This is a genomic window from Amycolatopsis sp. NPDC051045 (assembly GCF_040682955.1).
Classification (GTDB): domain Bacteria; phylum Actinomycetota; class Actinomycetes; order Mycobacteriales; family Pseudonocardiaceae; genus Amycolatopsis.
Window position 1 is genome coordinate 80,395 of sequence record NZ_JBFBCC010000002.1, and the last position, 16,512, is coordinate 96,906.

A 16,512-nucleotide genomic window follows, 5' to 3' on the forward strand; every position below is an offset into this window, starting at 1 on the left:
CGGTGACCGCGCGCCCGGTTTTCCCGGGTGCGACCCTGGAGGCATGAACCGCCTCGCCAGCGCGACCAGCCCGTACCTGCTCCAGCACGCGGACAACCCGGTCGACTGGTGGCCCTGGGGGCCGGACGCACTCGCCGAGGCACGGCGGCGGAACGTGCCGATCCTGCTGTCCGTGGGCTACGCCGCCTGTCACTGGTGCCACGTCATGGCGCACGAGTCGTTCGAGGACGCCGGAACCGCGGCCATGATGAACGCGAACTTCGTCAACATCAAGGTCGACCGCGAGGAGCGGCCGGACATCGACGCCGTGTACATGGCCGCCACCCAGGCGATGACCGGCCAGGGCGGCTGGCCGATGACCTGCTTCCTCACCCCGGACGGCGAGCCGTTCCACTGCGGCACCTACTCCCCGCCGTCGCCACGGCCGGGCATGCCGTCGTTCCGGCAGCTCCTGGCCGCCGTCATCGAAGCGTGGCAGGAGCGACCGGACGAGCTGCTCGACGGCGCCAAGCAGATCGTCGCGCACCTCGCCGAGCAGACCGGGCCGCTCAAGGAGTCCGTTGTGGACGAAGCGGTGCTCGCCGGCGCGGTCGGGCAGCTCCAGCAGGAGGCGGACCCGGTCAACGGCGGGTTCGGCCGCGCGCCGAAGTTCCCGCCGTCGATGGTCCTGGAGTTCCTGCTGCGCCACCACGAACGCACCGGGTCGCAGGTCGCTTTGTCCCTTGTGGACTCGACGGCGGAAGCGATGGCCCGTGGCGGCCTGTACGACCAGCTGGCCGGCGGCTTCGCGCGCTACTCCGTGGACGCCGAGTGGATCGTGCCGCACTTCGAGAAGATGCTGTACGACAACGCGTTGCTCCTGCGCTTTTACGCGCACCTCTGGCGGCGAACCGGTTCGGCGACGGCGTTGCGCGTCGCCACGGGCACCGCGGAGTTCCTCGCTTCGGGCTTGCGGACGCCCGAAGGTGGCTTCGCGTCTTCACTGGACGCGGACACCGAAGGCGTCGAGGGCCTGACGTACGTCTGGACGCCGGCGCAGCTGCGCGAGGTGCTCGGCGACGAAGACGGCTCGCGTGCGGCGGAGCTGTTCGGCGTCACCGACGAGGGCACCTTCGAGGAGGGTGCCTCCACGTTGCGCCTGTTCGGCGACCTGCCCGAACCGATCCGCGTCAAGCTTCTGGAGGCCCGCGCGAAGCGGCCGCAGCCGGGCCGGGACGACAAGGTGATCGCGTCCTGGAACGGCCTGGCGATCACGGCGCTGGCCGAAGCGGGCGTCGCCCTGGATCGTCCACAGTGGATTCAGTGGGCCCGGGAGGCGGCCGGGCTGTTGCTGCGGGTGCACGTCGTCGACGGCCGGTTGCGGCGCAGCTCGCGCGACGGCGTCGTCGGCGAATCCGCCGGTGTGCTCGAGGACTACGCCTGCGTCGCCGACGGGTTCCTGGCCCTGCACCAGGCCACGGGCGAGGCGAAGTGGCTCACCGAAGCGACCCGGCTGCTCGACCTGGCGCTGGCCCACTTCGCGTCCCCGGACGTTCCCGGTGCGTACTTCGACACGGCCGACGACGCCGAGACGCTGGTCCAGCGCCCGGCCGACCCGGGCGACAACGCGAGCCCGTCGGGGGCGTCCGCGCTGGCCGGGGCGCTACTGACGGCGTCCGCGCTCGCGGGGAACGCCGATTCGTCCCGGTACCGGGAGGCGGCCGAGCAGGCGCTGCGCCGCGCCGGGGTGCTGGCCGGGCGGGTGCCGCGGTTCGCCGGGCACTGGCTGTCGGTCGCCGAGGCCCTGCAGGCCGGCCCGGTGCAGGTCGCGGTGGTGGGCGCGGACGCTTCACTGCGGCTGGCCGCGGCCCGGGGCGTGCACGGCGGCGGCATCGTGCTCGCCGGCGAGCCGGACGCGCCGGGCGTCCCGCTGCTGGCGGACCGGCCGCTGGTCGACGGCGCCCCGGCGGCGTACGTGTGCCGGGGTTACGTCTGCGACCGTCCGGTCACGTCCGCCGAGGAGCTGACCGCCCAGCTCTGATCGCCCTGGGTGAACGCCATCCCGTTTGCCGTGTATCAGGCGTAGCTTCGGTAGCGATGTAATCATGTAATCGCGGAGGTGCGACATGGGACGAGGATGGCGAGGAGGCCGCGGCTGGCAGCAGGCCGAGGTCCCGCCGGCGGACGACGCGGCGGCCTGGTTCGGCGGCCGCCTGCCCGACGGCTGGTTCACCGGCGCACCGGAGGTCACGGCCGACCGCGAGGAGATCATCGTGGTCGGCGAGCTGCCGGCGCTGACGGAGGAGTACGCGGACGACGCGGCCCGCGCGGCGGCCGAGGAGGGCCGCATCAGCCGGTTCCGCGAGGAGACGCGCGACGAGCGCATCGAGATCGCCCGCCAGGCCGAGCACCGCTACCAGCGCAAAGTGGCGTGGGGCGCGCGGCTGGGTGGGACGACGGCGCTGTTCACGACGCACTCGGCCCCGGTGATGACCCGCCTGCGCCAGCCGGAGCGCCTGGTGCTGGACACGCTGGTCGACGCGGGTGTGGCCCGGTCCCGGTCGGACGCGCTGGCGTGGGCGGTGCGCTTGGTCGGCCAGCACGCCGACAGCTGGCTGGGTGAGCTGCGGGAGGCGATGAGCAAGGTCGACGACCTGCGCTCGAAGGGCCCCGACCTCACCTGAATCCGTGAATGGCCCTTTGACGGACTTTACGTCCGTCAAAGGGGCATTCACGGACTTCCGAGAGCGGTGGGGTGCTGCCCCCTCGGCAGCACCCCACCGCAGTCAGTCGGCGACGAGCACCGGCTTGCGGAAGCCGGCTCCCATTTCCCGTTGGCGGCGGACGAACCAGGCCCCGGGCGCGATCCCGGTGGCGCCGTGCTCGGGATGGATGAGGTACGCCGGCGCGGTGTTCTCGAAGGCCACGACCGCCAGTCGTTCGGGGTCGCCCCACCACGTCATCAGGCGGCAGGTGCCCGGGTCCGCGACGAGCGTGTGCGGGTTGTTGCCCGCCTCGCCACGAACCAGTTCGCGGCCTTCGGCAGGCAGTTCCCACCCGTCGCGGCGCTCGGGCACCGTGCCCAGCAACGCCAGTGGCAGGACGATCAGGTCGCCTTGGGCCTGGAGCCCGTCGATCACCGGGACGGTGACCTGGCGGTCCAGGTGGTCGAGGACGTCGAGTCCGGTCCGGTCGAGCAGTTCGGCAAGAAACATGTGATCACCTTGGGAAGACTCAGGTCCGGCGCTGCAGGCGGGCGTACTGGGCCCCCGTGAGCCCGTACGACCAGCCGGCCGCGTCGAGGGGATGGTCGAATTCGGCGGGCACGCGCAGCCCGTAGCGGCGGCGGGTGCCGTCGCGCTCCACCGAGCCGTTCACCGCCAGGAGCAGCCGCGAAGGCGCGTGCCACTTCTGCGGTGGCAGGTTGTAGAGCTGGAGTTCGCAGCCGGGATTGCCGGGATCGGGCGCCCGGCTCAGCAGCCGCAGCCCGGCCTGCTCGATGTAGGCCGCCCAGCCGAGGTGCTCGACGGCGCAGCGCCGCACCTCGACGTTGAACTCCCGGTTGATCCGGTCCGCCGTGGGGTCTTCGATTACCCAGGACGGCACCCGCGTGCCGTGCCACGCGTGCACGCCCCAGCCGTCGGGATACACCACCGCGGGCCCGGTCGCGCTGTGCAGCCGGTAAGCGCTTCCCGACGGCTCGGTGCGGATCGCCAGCGGCCGTTCGGCGACGACGCAGACGCCCTCGCGCGGCCACCACCAGCCGCAGGAGCGGACCAGCGTGGCCCACAGTTCCAGCTCCGGATCACCCGAACCCGGCGGCACCCAGTAGGCGTCCTGCTGGCCGTACCAGTGCAGGCCGAGTGTCTGCGGGATGGCCGCCCGGACCAGCCCGGCGACGGCTTCCTTGACGGTCTGCCGCGCCTCGGGCGAGAGGTCGCGCCGTCGTTCCCGCAGGGCGGCCACCCGCGTCGCCAGGCGGGCTTCCACCGGCTCCAGCGAAAGGGCGGGCGACGGCCGCAGCCGTGGCACGGCGGCGTTCGGGGAAAGCACCCAGACGAACTGCGGCGGTGGTTCGCCCAGCAGGGCGTAGAGCCGGCTGATGGCGTCCTCGGCCGCGACGCGATCAGCGGGGTCCGTACAGAAGGCGTGGTCCAGCCACGCGGAAATATCGGGAATCCGGCGGTCCGGCCGCCGCGAGGCGCTCAACGCGCGAGGGCGCGCACGCCCTTTCGAATCGACATGCTGCGATGATGACAGCCTTTTCGCCGATCGCGCAAGCCTGGAACTGGAGCCGATCCTGGGCTTAAAGTTCTCCGTGCCCACGGTCCGTGCCGTGGTTCCGCCGTCGCACCAGGTCTTCCCGTGAAGGAAGTGTCCATGGACGGCAGGTTCACCCGGCGGCAGCTGATCAAGGGCGGGCTCGCGGTGGCGGCGGTGCCGCTGCTCCCGGCCGTCGCCTCGGCGGCCCCCCGCATCGACGTTCCCCCGCTCCCGTGGCCGGCGGCGAACGACATCGTCGCGAACACGACGATCCCCGCGTTCCCGGACCGCACTTTCCCGATCACCGGCTACGGCGCGAAGAACGACGGCAAGACCGACAACACCGCGGCGATCGCGAAGGCGATCGAGGCGTGCGCCGCGGCCGGCGGCGGGCATGTCATCGTGCCGGGCGGTGGCAGCTTCCTGACCGGCGCCATCCACCTCAAGAGCCACGTCGACCTGCACCTCGAACCCGGCTCGGTGCTGAAGTTCAGCGGTGACGCGGAGAAGTTCCCGAACGTCCTGACGCGCTACGAAGGCATCGAGTGCGTCAACCGCTCGCCGATGATCTACGCCTACGGGGAAAAGAACATCGGCCTCACCGGCAGCGGCACGCTCGACGCGGCGGCCACCTCGTCGTGGAACAAGGGCAGCGACCGGGCGTACCTGGAATCGTTGGTGGCGAAGGGAGTGGCGCCGGAGAAGCGGGTCGTTCCCGGTTCGGGGCACATAATGCGGTCGGCGTTCGTCGAGCCGTACGCCTGCGAAAACGTGGTGATCCAGGGCATCACCCTGAAGAACTCCATGTTCTGGCAGCTGCACCCGACGCTGTGCCGCAACGTCACGGTCGAAGGCGTCAGCACCGACTCCAGCACCGCGCACAGCAACACCGACGGCTGCGACCCGGAGTCGTGCGACCACGTCGTCATCGCGAACTGCACCTTGGGCGCGCACGACGACAACATCGCCATCAAGTCCGGCCGCGACGCCGACGGGCGCCGGGTGAACGTCCCGTGCCAGAACCTGGTCGTGGTGAACTGCGTGATGAACGGCAACTGGGGCGCGATCACCTGCGGCAGCGAGCAGACCGGCGGGATCCGGAACGTGTACGCCTACCGGCTGACCGTCAAGGGTGACACGAAGTTCGCGCTGTACGTGAAGTCCAACACGCTGCGTGGCGGCTTCACGGAGAACGTCAACCTCGACAGTGTTTCCGGCACCTTCGCGCGAAACTTCGTGTACGTCACGTCGACCTACAACAGCCAGACCGGCGGTTCCGTCCCGTCGTTCGGGCCGTTCACAATCGGCAATTGCTCGAGCACGAAGATCGCGGGCAAGACGTTCGACGTCAGCGGGCTCTCGAAGGCCCACGTGCACGGGCTGGCCGTGGCGAACTCGAAGTTCGCGGGTGTGGCCGACACCTCGAACACGCTGAAGTACGTGGACAACGCCCGGTTCACGAGTGTGACGATCAACGGGAAGCCGATCTGAACCTGCGGGATCGCCCACGCTGCGGCAGGCTTACTACCAACGAGTAGGAAGCCTGCCGTTCGTCCTTTCCGGAGGTAGCCGTGGACGTCCCCGAAGTGCCCTCGAAGGTGGATCCGGACGCACTGACCGCCGTCCTCGACGGCCGCTGGGCCGAGCTGCGCCGCGGGGTGCGGGCGCAGATGGCTGACGCGGAGTTCCGGGACCCGGTGGACCTCGGCATCGAGGCGCACCGCGCCCAAGTGCTCGACCAGCTGCGCGCCCTCGCCGAGACCGACCGGCCGGGCCTGGGGTTCGACCCGGCGTACGGCGGCGGTGGCGACGTCGGCGGCTCGGTGACGTCGTTCGAGATGCTCGGCTTCGGCGACCTGTCGTTGATGGTCAAGGCCGGCGTCCAGTGGGGCTTGTTCGGCGGCGCCGTCCAGTTGCTCGGCACCGCGCGTCACCACGAGCGGTACCTGCGCGCGATCATGGACCTCGACCTGCTGGGCTGCTTCGCGATGACCGAGCACGGCCACGGTTCCGACGTCCAGCACCTGCGCACCACGGCGACCTTCGTGGACGGTGGTTTCGTGGTGCACACGCCGGACGCCGTGGCGCGGAAGGAATACATCGGCAACGCGGCCCGTGACGGCCGGATGGCGGTGGTCTTCGCGCAGCTGATCACCGGATCGGAATCGCGGGGCGTGCACGCGTTCCTCGTGCCGATCCGGGACGACGACGGCGCGCCGATGCCCGGGGTGTCCATCGAGGACTGCGGTCCGAAGGCGGGCCTCAACGGTGTCGACAATGGACGGCTGGGCTTCGACAACGTCCGGATTCCGCGCGAAGCCCTGCTGAACCGCTTCGGTGACGTCGCCGAAGACGGGACGTACTCGAGCCCGATCGAAAGCGACAGCCGCCGGTTCTTCACGATGCTGGGCACGCTGATCCGCGGCCGGGTGAGCGTCGCGGGCAGCGCGGGCAACGCCACGAAACGCGCGCTGACGCTGGCGATCCGCTACGGCGAGGTCCGCCGCCAGTTCGCGAAGCCGGACGGCGACGAGGTCGTCGTCCTCGACTACCTGGCCCACCAGCGGAAGCTCCTGCCGGCGCTGGCGAAGACGTACGCGCTGCACTTCGCCCAGGAAGAGCTGGTCTCGAAGCTGCACGACATCGATTCGTCGGCGCCCGAGGAGGAGCAGCGCGAGCTGGAGTCGCGCGCCGCCGGGTTGAAGGCGCTCACGACGTGGCACGCGACCTCGGCGATCCAGACCGCGCGCGAGGCGTGCGGCGGGGCGGGTTACCTGGCGGAGAACCTGCTGCCGGGGCTGAAGGCCGACACCGACGTCTTCACGACGTTCGAAGGTGACAACACGGTGCTGCTGCAGCTGGTCGCGAAGGGCCTGCTCACCAGCTACAAGCAGGACTTCGAGGACCTGTCGCCGCTGGCGACGGCCCGCTTCATCGCCGAGCAGGTGGTCAGCGCGGTGCTGGAGCGGACGTCGGCGCGGAAGGCGGTCGAATCGCTCACGGTGGGGTCCGACGCGGAGGTCTTCTTCCGCCGCGAGTGGCAGCTGCGGCTGTTCGAGGACCGCGAGGACCACGTCGTCGAAGGCGTGGCGAAGCGCCTGCGCAAGGCGGCTGCCGACCCGTTCGGCGTGTTCAACTCGGCGCAGGACCACGTGCTGCGCGCGGGCCGCGTCCACGTCGAGCGCCTGATGCTCGAAGCGTTCACGGCGGCCGTCGAGCGCTGCGAAGACCCGGACGCCCGCACGCTGCTCGAGCGCGTCTGCGACCTGTACGCGTTGTCGGCGATCGAAGAGGATCTGGCGTGGTTCCTGGGCCACGGCCGCCTGACGGCGTCGCGCGCGAAGGCCGTCACGTCGGCGGTGAACCGGCTGTGCTCGGAGCTGCGCCCGCACGCGCGCACGCTGGTGGACGCGTTCGCGATCCCGGAGCAGTTCCTCGCGGCGCCGATGCTCACGTCCTGACCGCTCGGCCGCGGTGGTGCCCGGACGGGTGGCCGGTATCGGGGACCGGCCACCCGTCCGGGAGCCTTCAGGACCGCCGGTGCTTGCGGTCGTCGTCGGTGACCTCGAACTGCTCCTTGCGGACCTTGCCGGAGACGGTCTGCTCGTCACTGACCGTCTCGGTCCGCAGGCGCGCTCGTTCGACCGGCACGGTTTCCTTGCGCACCACGGGTTTCTCGGCGTGCAGGACGACGTCCTGCTCGGCCTCGCCGATCTCCGCCTTGCCGTCCCCACGGGTGATCGGTTCCCGTTCGACGCGCACCTCCTCGTGCCGCACCGGCACGGTGACCTGCTGCTCTTCGGTGACGACGTACTTGCGCAGCCGCACACGTCCGGTTTCGACCTGCTCGGTTCCGACGTTCAGCCGCTCCTCGGAGCGCGTCATGGCGCGGTCGTCGCGCTTCTCGCGCCCGCTCCTGGCGGGCTTGCCGCGGTCCATCCGCCCGTCCGGCGAGGTGCGCGGCACGGGCAAGCCGTAGTGCTGGTAGAGCTGCTCGCTCTCTTCGGGCGAGAGGTGCCCGTCGGCGTCGATGCGGGGCGCGTCGGAGACGCTGTCCTTGTCGACCTGGACGTGGATGCCGTCCCGGTCCGTGTGCGCGCCGGAGAGCGGGACGAAGCTTTCCTTCGTGCCGAACAGGCCGGTCTTGACGGTGATCCACTCGGGCTGGTGCGTCGCGTCGGCGAGGTAGACGTTGCCGACCTTTCCGAGCTTGTTGCCGTCCGGGTCGACCACGGCACTGTCGATGAGTTCCTGAGGCTGCATGGTCATGGCCATCGTGGTCGTGCTCCTTCTGCGCGTCGGGTTTGGATGAGGCCTACCGTCGGCCGCCTGGATGAGCACGGCAACCGTCGTGGTGTTCCCGTGGGTGACCCCTGAACGTGGCAGTTTGGAAGGGTCCGCCGCTGGCCAGGTGCGGGTGGTCCCGCTGGTGGAACGCGGTGTCCCGGGCGTGACCGGCGCCGTGCGGGGAGCGCAAGGGGTGGACCTGGATTCCCCGTGACGGGCGTCACTCGCCGCGCTGTCACAACGTCGTCGCCTGCGTCGTCAATGGGGTGAAGCAGACGAGGAAAGGGAGCGACCATGGAAGCGCGGCTCAACATGTTCGAGAACGAGGTCACCGCCAAGTTCGTCAAGCGCCTGATCGCGGCGTCCCACCCGGTCGAGGAGTCGTCCCTCCCGAAGGCGACCCAGGAGCTGGTGAAGATCCGCGCGAGCCAGATCAACGGCTGCGGAATGTGCCTGGACATGCACACGAAGGACGCGGCGGCGGCCGGCGAGACGGCGGTCCGCCTGGCGATGGTGGCGGCGTGGCGCGAAGCGGTGGTGTTCACCGAGGCCGAGCGCGCGGCCCTGGCGCTGACGGAGGAGGGCACCCGCCTGGCGGACACGCACTCCGGCGTCAGCGACGAGACGTGGGCCGCGGTGCGCAAGCACTTCGACGAGGAGCAGATCGGGGCGTTGATCGCCCTGGTGGCCATGATCAACGCGTGGAACCGGCTGAACGTGATCGCCCGCAACCCGGCGGGCGAGTACCAGCCGGGAATGTTCGGCTGACTGTCCGAAGGGGACCGCGCTCGGTCCCCTTCGGCCCTTCACCCTGAGCCGTGGTCCGCGTTGTGGTCGGCAGCACGGTGCGCGCCTGGGAGTCACAGATCGTGAGCGCGCGCTGGAGGCCTTGATGCGCCGCGTTGCCCGGTAAAACCGCAGCTAGGCGTACATGGCCAGCCAGATCGCGATGTAGTGCGACACCGCCGCCAGCACCGTGCACGCGTGGAAGTACTCGTGGTACCCGAACGTCTCAGGCCAGTGATTCGGCCACTTGACGGCGTAGAACACCGCACCCAGCGTGTAGAACAACCCGCCCACGCACAGCAACACCAGCGCCCCGGCCCCGGCGTGCGTCGCCAGCTCGGGGAACACGAACACCGCCACCCAGCCGAGCGCGATGTAGATCGGCACCCCGAGCCACCGCGGCGCGTTCGGCCACAGCATCTTCAGAGCGACACCCGCGATGGCTCCGCCCCACACGATCGACAGGATCACGTAACCCGTCGGCTTCGACATCGCCAGCAGGGTGAACGGTGTGTACGTGCCCGCGATGAACAGGAAGATCATCGAGTGGTCCGCGCGCTTCATCCACTTGTACGCGCGCGGGCTCCAAAAACGACGGTGGTACAGCGCGCTCACGCCGAACAGGCCCAGCACCGTCAGCCCGTAGACCGACGTCGCCAGGGTCGCGATCGGGGACACTGTGGACGCCGCCAGGGCGACCAGCGTCGCCGCCGCGGCGACGGCGCCGAAGAACGTCCAGAAGTGGATGTGCCCCCGCAGGCGCGGACGGGCGTCCACCACCGGTGGGGGATCCGTCGTAAAGCTCACCCCACCAGGCTACGACAGCGTAGGTTCTCCAGCAGTGCTCAAGTCACACGCCTCACACGGGGGTGCGTACGCTACCTCGACGTGAGTGTTCGCTCGTTCTTGTCCGACGTCGTGTACAGCGCCTACGGCAGGCGCCTCATCCAGCAGGCCGCCGGCCGGCATCCCCGGCACATCGCCATCATGCTCGATGGCAATCGCCGCTGGGCCCGTGAAGCGGGCTTCGCGGACGTTTCGGACGGTCACCGCGCCGGGGCGAAGAAGATCGCGGACTTCCTGAGCTGGTGCCAGGAGGCCGACGTCGAGGTGGTCACCATGTGGCTGCTGTCGACCGACAACCTCAACCGGGACCCGGACGAGCTCACGCCGCTGCTGAAGATCATCACCGACGTCACCGACGAGCTCGCCGCGCCCGGGACGCCGTGGCGGCTGCGGATCGTCGGCGCCCTCGACCTGCTGCCCGCCGAAGTCGCGAAGCGACTCAGCGAAGCCGCCGCCCGGACCGAAGGGCGGACCGGGATGGAGGTCAACATCGCGGTCGGTTACGGCGGGCGCCAGGAAATCGCGGACGCCGTGCGCAAGCTGCTGCGCCAGCACGCCGACGAGGGCACGTCCATCCACGAGCTGGCGAAGATCCTCGACGTCGACCACATCTCCGAGCACCTCTACACCTCGGGGCAGCCGGACCCGGACCTCATCATCCGCACCTCGGGCGAACAGCGGCTTTCCGGGTTCCTGCTGTGGCAGTCGGCGCATTCGGAGTTCTGGTTCACCGAAGCGTATTGGCCCGCGTTCCGCCGCGTCGACTTCCTGCGCGCCATCCGCGACTACGCCTGGCGGCACCGCCGGTTCGGCTCTTAACGACCCGGTCACTCCAGGTGACCGTCACCCGGTGTCTGTTTCGGACGACCGACGGTGAGGTGACGATCTGGCGAATCACCGTGTTGGCTCCCTGCGCGATCCGGCATTCGTGGGTACCTTCCGAGGTGAGGGCGCGCGTTCCGTGCGGGTCCTCGCGGGAGGCCCTGGTCGTGGCGGTGATCGAGGGGGCGGCTCAGCCGCCCACTAGACGCTCGAGGGGGCCGGCACCCGGCCCTCGTGGCCGCGTCACCTGACCCAGGTCAGGAGAACGGTCCAGCCAGGGAGGTGCCCGGCCCAGCGAGTGCGGGCGTGAGGTGCACACGCCCTCGAGGGAGATGCCGTCGTGACTGCGCAGCGTTTGCCCCGTAAGGCCTCTGGCCGTTCTTCGACCGGTGCCGTTCCTGGCCCGGAGAAAGCCTCGACCTCGCCCGGAACTCAGCGGTCCACTTTCGTCTTGGACACGTCGGTCCTGCTTTCGGACCCGTGGGCGGTCACTCGGTTCGCCGAGCACGCCGTCGTGCTTCCGCTGGTCGTCATCAGTGAACTGGAGGCGAAGCGCCACCACCCGGAGCTCGGCTGGTTCGCCCGGGAATCCCTGCGCATGCTCGACGACCTGCGCCGGCAGTACGGCAGGCTCGACGCGCCGCTCCCCATCGGGGACCACGGCGGCACGCTGCAGGTGGAGCTGAACCACTCGGACCCGACGGTGCTCCCGGTCGGGTTCCGCACCGACTCCAACGACCACCGCATCCTCGCCTGCGCGCTCAACCTGGCGGCGGAGAACGCGGCGGTCACGCTGGTGACGAAGGACATCCCGCTGCGGGTCAAGGCCGGGGCCGTCGGTCTCGAGGCGGACGAGTACCGCGCGCAGGAAGTGACGCCGTCGGGCTGGACCGGCATGGCGGACGTCGACGTCGAACAGGACGTGCTCGACACGCTGTTCGGCGGCAGCACCGTCGACCCGGTCGAGTACGGCATGGACGAGCTCGCCGAGTTGCCCTGCCACACCGGCCTGCGGCTGCTCGCCGGCACCTCGAGCGCGCTGGGCCGGATCACCGCGGACAAGCGCATCCGGCTGGTCCGCGGCGACCGCGAGGCGTTCGGCCTGCACGGCCGCAGCGCCGAGCAGCGCGTCGCGCTCGACCTGCTGCTCGATTCCGACGTCGGCATCGTGTCGCTGGGCGGCCGGGCGGGCACCGGCAAGTCGGCGCTCGCGCTGTGCGCCGGCCTGGAAGCCGTGATGGAACGCCGTCAGCACCGCAAGGTCGTGGTGTTCCGGCCGGTCTACGCGGTCGGCGGCCAGGACCTCGGCTACCTGCCCGGGTCCGAGAGCGAGAAGATGCAGCCGTGGGCGCAGGCGGTGTTCGACACCCTCGGCGCGCTGGTCAGCCAGGACGTCCTCGACGAGGTCTTCGACCGCGGCATGCTCGAGGTGCTCCCGCTGACCCACATCCGCGGCCGCTCGCTGCACGACACGTTCGTCATCGTCGACGAGGCCCAGTCGCTGGAGCGCAACGTCCTGCTCACGGTGCTTTCGCGGCTCGGCACGGCGTCACGGGTGGTGCTCACGCACGACGTCGCCCAGCGCGACAACCTGCGCGTCGGGCGGCACGACGGCGTCTCGGCGGTGATCGAGAAGCTCAAGGGCCACCCGCTGTTCGCGCACGTGACCCTCACCCGCTCCGAACGCTCACCGATCGCCGCCCTGGTCACCGAGATGCTGGAGGACCACGGCTAGACCCAAGTCCGTGAATGCCACCTCGAGGGACCAAGCGTCCGTCAAGGTGGCATTCACGGCTTTCACCAGCCTGCGGGGAGCGGGCGGCCCTCGGCGAAGCCCGCCGCCGACTGGACGCCCAGCAGCGCGCGCTCGTGGAACTCTTCGAGGGTCCGCGCGCCCGCGTACGTGCAGGAAGAGCGCACGCCGGAGCCGATCGAGTCCAGCAGGTCCTCCACGCCCGGCCGGGCCGGGTCGAGGGCCATCCGCGACGACGAGATGCCCTCCTCGAACAGCGCCTTGCGCGCGCGGTCGAACGAGTTGTCCGTGCGCGTCCGCGCGCCGACCGCGCGCTTCGACGCCATGCCGAACGACTCCTTGTAGGGCCGGCCCTGCTCGTCGAACCGCAGGTCGCCGGGCGATTCGTAGGTGCCGGCGAACCACGAGCCGACCATGGCCGCGGACGCGCCCGCCGCCAGCGCCAGCGCGACGTCGCGTGGGTGGCGGACCCCGCCGTCGGCCCAGACGTGCTTGCCCAGCTCGCGCGCGGCGGCCGCGCACTCGGCGACCGCGGAGAACTGCGGCCGGCCCACGCCGGTCATCATCCGGGTCGTGCACATCGCGCCCGGCCCGACGCCGACCTTGACGACGTCGGCGCCGGCCTGGATCAGGTCACGCGTGCCCTCGGCCGTGACCACGTTCCCGGCGACCACCGGGACCTGCGGCGACACCGACCGGACGGCCTTCAGCGCGGCGATCATCTTCTCCTGGTGCCCGTGCGCGGTGTCGACGACCAGCACGTCGACGCCGGACCCGAGCACGGCTTCGGCCTTCGCCGCGACGTCGCCGTTGACCCCCACCGCGGCCGCGACGCGCAGCTTGCCCGCGTCGTCGACGGCCGGGGTGTAGATCTCCGCGCGCAGCGCCCCGACGGCGGTCAGGACGCCCGCGAGGCGCCCGTCGGCGTCGAGGCCGAGGGCCAGGGGTGCGCCGCTGCTGTGGAGCCGCTCGAAAACCTCCCGCGGCGGCGTGGCCAGCGGAACCGCGACGGTCGCGGGCTGGGTGACGTCGGCGAGGCGCGCGAAGCGGTCGACGCCCGCGCAGGCCGCTTCGTCGACGATGCCGACCGGGCGGCCTTCGCCGTCCACGATGACGACAGCGCCATGAGCCCGCTTGTGGACCAGGTTGAGCGCGTCGGCGACCGCGTCGCCGCCGGTGAGCACCAGCGGCGTGTCCCACACCGGGTGGCGGCTCTTCACCCAGCCGACGATTTCGGCGACGGCGGCGCTGTCGACGTCCTGCGGCAGCACCACCAGCCCGCCGCGGCGGGCGACGGTCTCGGCCATCCGGCGGCCGGCGACCGCGGTCATGTTCGCGACCACGATCGGGATGGTCGCGCCGGTGCCGTCTGCGGTGGAGAGGTCGACGTCGAAGCGGGACTCCACGTCCGAACGGTTCGGCAGGAGGAACACGTCGTCGTAGGTCAGGTCGTGGGCGGGCCGGTGGCCGTCGAGGAAACGCACGACTCACCAGACTACCTGCCGGGCCCGTGGCAAGATCGGGGGCATGAGCCGCCGCGACCGGGACACCGAGGGACGGGCACGCAACGCACGGCCGCGCGACGGCCTCGGCCGGCCGCTGCCGTACGGCGTGGACGGGGTCGAGCGCCAGCCGGAAGGCGTCGAGCGCGCCCCCGCGCAAACGCTTGCGGAAGCCCAGCGGCTGCTTGACGACGGCAAGCCGTTCCACGCGCACGAGGTCTTCGAGGACGCGTGGAAGACCACAGACGGACCCGACCGCGAACTCTGGCGGGGTCTCGCGCAGCTCGCGGTCGGGCTGACGCACGCGGCGCGCGGCAACAACGTCGGTGCGGTGTCGCTCCTGGAGCGGGGCGCGGCGAACATCGAGCCGTTCCGGAGCGAGCCGCCGCACGGCATCGACGTCGCCGGACTCCAGGAGTGGGCCCGGAGCCTGGCCGACGAGGCGAAGCAGCGCGTACGGGTGTCGCCGAGCGTGCCGCGGCTGACGTGCTGACGGCGGTCGGTGCCGCGGCCATCGCGGCGGTGGCGTCGCTGGTCGGCGTGACGCTGGGCGCGCTGGTCGAGCCGGTGAAGCTCAACGCCGCCCGGCGCGCGAAGCTGCGGCAGGACCGGGCCGACCGCTGTGCCGGGCTGATCGAGGCCGCAACGCGGGCTCGCAAGCACATCATCGACATCAACGTGATCCACCGCCGCCGGGAGCTGGGCAAAGAGCTCGAGACCGACGCGCAGCGGGAGATCGAGTTCGAAGACGGGTACTACACGGCACGCACCGACATGCGCGCGTTCTACGGGCTGCTCGTGATGAGCGGACCGGACGAGCTGGTCGAGCAGGCGAACCTGCTCCGCAGGAAGGAGATGGAACTCCACCACACCCGGTGGGAGCTCGACGACTCCAGGAAGTTCGACCGGAAGTTCCTGCCCACGCCGGTCCGGGAAGCCAGTGCCGCCTTCGACCGGGCGATCGAGGACTTCGCCCTCGTCGCCCGGAAGCACACCTCCTAAGGCTGGTCCCAGCCGTCCGAAGCCGCCTTCTCGGCGCCGATCGTCGTGCCTTCGCCGTGTCCGGTGTGGACCTTCGTTGCGTCCGGGAGGGTGAACAGCTTCTCCCGGATGGACCGCACGATCGTCGGGTAGTCCGAATAGGACCGCCCGGTGGCGCCGGGGCCGCCGTGGAACAGCGTGTCGCCGGTGAACAGCACGCCCGGTTTCGCGGCGTACAGACAGACCGCGCCGGGCGCGTGCCCCGGTGTGTGGATGACGCGGAGTTCGGTGCCCGCCACAGTGAGCGCCTGGCCGTCGGCCAGCTCGCCGTCCGGGGCGCGATCCGGGTGCGTGAGGTCCCAGACGACCCGGTCGTCCGGGTGCAGCAGGATCGGCGCGCCGGTCGCGGCGGCGAGCTCCGGGGCGGCGTTGACGTGGTCGTTGTGCGCGTGGGTGCAGACGATCGCGGTCAGCTTCCGGTCGCCCACGACGTTTTCGATCGCCTTCGCGTCGTGCGCCGCGTCGATCACGATCACTTCCGCGTCGTCGCCCACGATCCACACGTTGTTGTCGACGTCCCAGCTGCCCCCGTCGAGCCGGAAGACGCCGGAAGTCACCAGGTTCTGCACGATCGCCGTCATGCGCCCGACCCTAGCCGGGTGAACCGGCGGTCGTACAGGAACGCGCCCGCGGCGAGCGCGGTGAAGAAGAGCCCGATGAAGACGCAGTTCAGCGTCACCCGGCCGTAGCCGAGGACGCCCGCGTCGACGAACGGGTACGGGTAGAAGCCGGTGAGCGCGCCGCGGGGGAGCGTGAACGCGAGCCAGACCAGCGGGTAGACCAGCGACCACCGGACAGTGCGCCACGTGACGGCCCCGCGCGGACCGGCCAGGAGCCAGCCGAGCACGAACAGGATCGGCGTCACCTTGTGCAGCATCGTGTCGGCGAAGAAGGCGAGGCCGTGCAGTTCGTGCCGGCCGGCGAGGGCGACCTGGTAGACGATGCCCGTCACGATGATGCCGGCCAGCGCGTCGAGCCAGAGCACGCGGAACAGCGTGCCCCGCGCCGCCCCGAGGACCACCACCGCCGACGACGCGATGACCAGCAGGTTCGAGTCGATCGTGAAGAAGCAGAACAGGTTCGCCACCCGGCCGGCCGCCGTCGTGAAGCGGCCGCCCGGGTCGCCCGCGGTGACGATCACCTGGACGACGAGGCCGGTCAGTGCGACCAGTGCGGTGACCGCGAACCAGGCGCGGGTGAGCTTCGAACCGTGCATCCCCGGAGGGTACCGGT

At 70.7% G+C, this 16,512-nt stretch carries 16 protein-coding genes; 9 read left to right on the top strand and 7 right to left on the bottom strand.

The features are described 5' to 3' along the window. The first annotated feature begins 43 nt into the window (after positions 1–43). Both AB0M80_RS04485 and AB0M80_RS04490 read left to right on the top strand, forming a co-directional pair. Positions 44–2,020 carry a thioredoxin domain-containing protein gene (locus AB0M80_RS04485; RefSeq protein ID WP_364558778.1) on the top strand — a complete coding sequence of 659 codons (1,977 nt, stop codon included), beginning with the start codon at positions 44–46 and terminating at the stop codon, positions 2,018–2,020. Between the two features lie 85 nt (positions 2,021–2,105). Further along, the gene (locus AB0M80_RS04490; protein ID WP_364558779.1) at positions 2,106–2,663 is read left to right on the top strand and encodes a hypothetical protein; all 558 of its coding nucleotides are present in this window, start codon (positions 2,106–2,108) and stop codon (positions 2,661–2,663) included. Between the two features lie 102 nt (positions 2,664–2,765). Here AB0M80_RS04490 and AB0M80_RS04495 read toward each other — a convergent pair whose 3' ends face one another. Both AB0M80_RS04495 and AB0M80_RS04500 read right to left on the bottom strand, forming a co-directional pair. Continuing rightward, positions 2,766–3,194: a hypothetical protein gene (locus AB0M80_RS04495; protein ID WP_364558782.1), complete on the bottom strand. Its 429-nt coding sequence runs from the start codon at positions 3,192–3,194 to the stop codon at positions 2,766–2,768. 19 nt (positions 3,195–3,213) lie between these two features. Further along, on the bottom strand, positions 3,214–4,188 hold the full coding sequence (locus tag AB0M80_RS04500) for a DUF6745 domain-containing protein (RefSeq protein ID WP_364558785.1): 975 nt from the start codon (positions 4,186–4,188) through the stop codon (positions 3,214–3,216). 171 nt (positions 4,189–4,359) lie between these two features. Here AB0M80_RS04500 and AB0M80_RS04505 point away from each other — a divergent pair, with 171 nt between their 5' ends. Both AB0M80_RS04505 and AB0M80_RS04510 read left to right on the top strand, forming a co-directional pair. Continuing rightward, positions 4,360–5,733, top strand: coding sequence for a glycosyl hydrolase family 28 protein (locus tag AB0M80_RS04505; RefSeq protein ID WP_364558788.1), 1,374 nt, complete (start codon positions 4,360–4,362; stop codon positions 5,731–5,733). Between the two features lie 80 nt (positions 5,734–5,813). Then, positions 5,814–7,703, top strand: a complete 1,890-nt coding sequence (locus tag AB0M80_RS04510; RefSeq protein WP_364558791.1) for an acyl-CoA dehydrogenase — start codon at positions 5,814–5,816, stop codon at positions 7,701–7,703. 67 nt (positions 7,704–7,770) lie between these two features. Here AB0M80_RS04510 and AB0M80_RS04515 read toward each other — a convergent pair whose 3' ends face one another. Further along, positions 7,771–8,517 (bottom strand): PRC and DUF2382 domain-containing protein, encoded by a 747-nt coding sequence (locus tag AB0M80_RS04515; RefSeq protein WP_364558793.1) that lies wholly within the window; start codon positions 8,515–8,517, stop codon positions 7,771–7,773. A gap of 306 nt (positions 8,518–8,823) precedes the next feature. Here AB0M80_RS04515 and AB0M80_RS04520 point away from each other — a divergent pair, with 306 nt between their 5' ends. Then, positions 8,824–9,297, top strand: a complete 474-nt coding sequence (locus AB0M80_RS04520) for a carboxymuconolactone decarboxylase family protein (RefSeq protein ID WP_364558796.1) — start codon at positions 8,824–8,826, stop codon at positions 9,295–9,297. 153 nt (positions 9,298–9,450) lie between these two features. Here AB0M80_RS04520 and AB0M80_RS04525 read toward each other — a convergent pair whose 3' ends face one another. Further along, positions 9,451–10,092 carry a hemolysin III family protein gene (locus AB0M80_RS04525; RefSeq protein ID WP_364560317.1) on the bottom strand — a complete coding sequence of 214 codons (642 nt, stop codon included), beginning with the start codon at positions 10,090–10,092 and terminating at the stop codon, positions 9,451–9,453. A gap of 111 nt (positions 10,093–10,203) precedes the next feature. On the opposite strand from AB0M80_RS04525, the gene AB0M80_RS04530 reads away from it, so the two are divergent. Beyond that, positions 10,204–10,980 carry an isoprenyl transferase gene (locus AB0M80_RS04530; RefSeq protein ID WP_364558799.1) on the top strand — a complete coding sequence of 259 codons (777 nt, stop codon included), beginning with the start codon at positions 10,204–10,206 and terminating at the stop codon, positions 10,978–10,980. A gap of 343 nt (positions 10,981–11,323) precedes the next feature. Beyond that, a complete protein-coding gene (locus AB0M80_RS04535) occupies positions 11,324–12,718 on the top strand; it encodes a PhoH family protein (protein WP_364558802.1) in 1,395 nt (464 codons plus the stop codon). Between the two features lie 62 nt (positions 12,719–12,780). Here AB0M80_RS04535 and AB0M80_RS04540 read toward each other — a convergent pair whose 3' ends face one another. Continuing rightward, the gene (locus tag AB0M80_RS04540) at positions 12,781–14,220 is read right to left on the bottom strand and encodes a GuaB1 family IMP dehydrogenase-related protein (RefSeq protein WP_364558804.1); all 1,440 of its coding nucleotides are present in this window, start codon (positions 14,218–14,220) and stop codon (positions 12,781–12,783) included. 43 nt (positions 14,221–14,263) lie between these two features. On the opposite strand from AB0M80_RS04540, the gene AB0M80_RS04545 reads away from it, so the two are divergent. Then, complete coding sequence (locus AB0M80_RS04545; RefSeq protein WP_364558807.1) at positions 14,264–14,731, top strand: DUF309 domain-containing protein; 468 nt, start codon at positions 14,264–14,266, stop codon at positions 14,729–14,731. After that, positions 14,725–15,240 (top strand): hypothetical protein, encoded by a 516-nt coding sequence (locus tag AB0M80_RS04550; RefSeq protein WP_364558809.1) that lies wholly within the window; start codon positions 14,725–14,727, stop codon positions 15,238–15,240. The genes AB0M80_RS04545 and AB0M80_RS04550 overlap by 7 nt, the downstream gene beginning before the upstream one ends. On the opposite strand, the gene AB0M80_RS04555 is transcribed toward AB0M80_RS04550, so the two are convergent. Beyond that, positions 15,237–15,860, bottom strand: coding sequence for an MBL fold metallo-hydrolase (locus tag AB0M80_RS04555; protein ID WP_364558811.1), 624 nt, complete (start codon positions 15,858–15,860; stop codon positions 15,237–15,239). The two genes, AB0M80_RS04550 and AB0M80_RS04555, sit on opposite strands and share 4 nt — an antisense overlap. After that, on the bottom strand, positions 15,857–16,495 hold the full coding sequence (locus tag AB0M80_RS04560) for a Pr6Pr family membrane protein (protein ID WP_364558814.1): 639 nt from the start codon (positions 16,493–16,495) through the stop codon (positions 15,857–15,859). Before AB0M80_RS04560 ends, AB0M80_RS04555 begins: the two co-directional genes overlap by 4 nt. Positions 16,496–16,512: the final 17 nt, after the last annotated feature.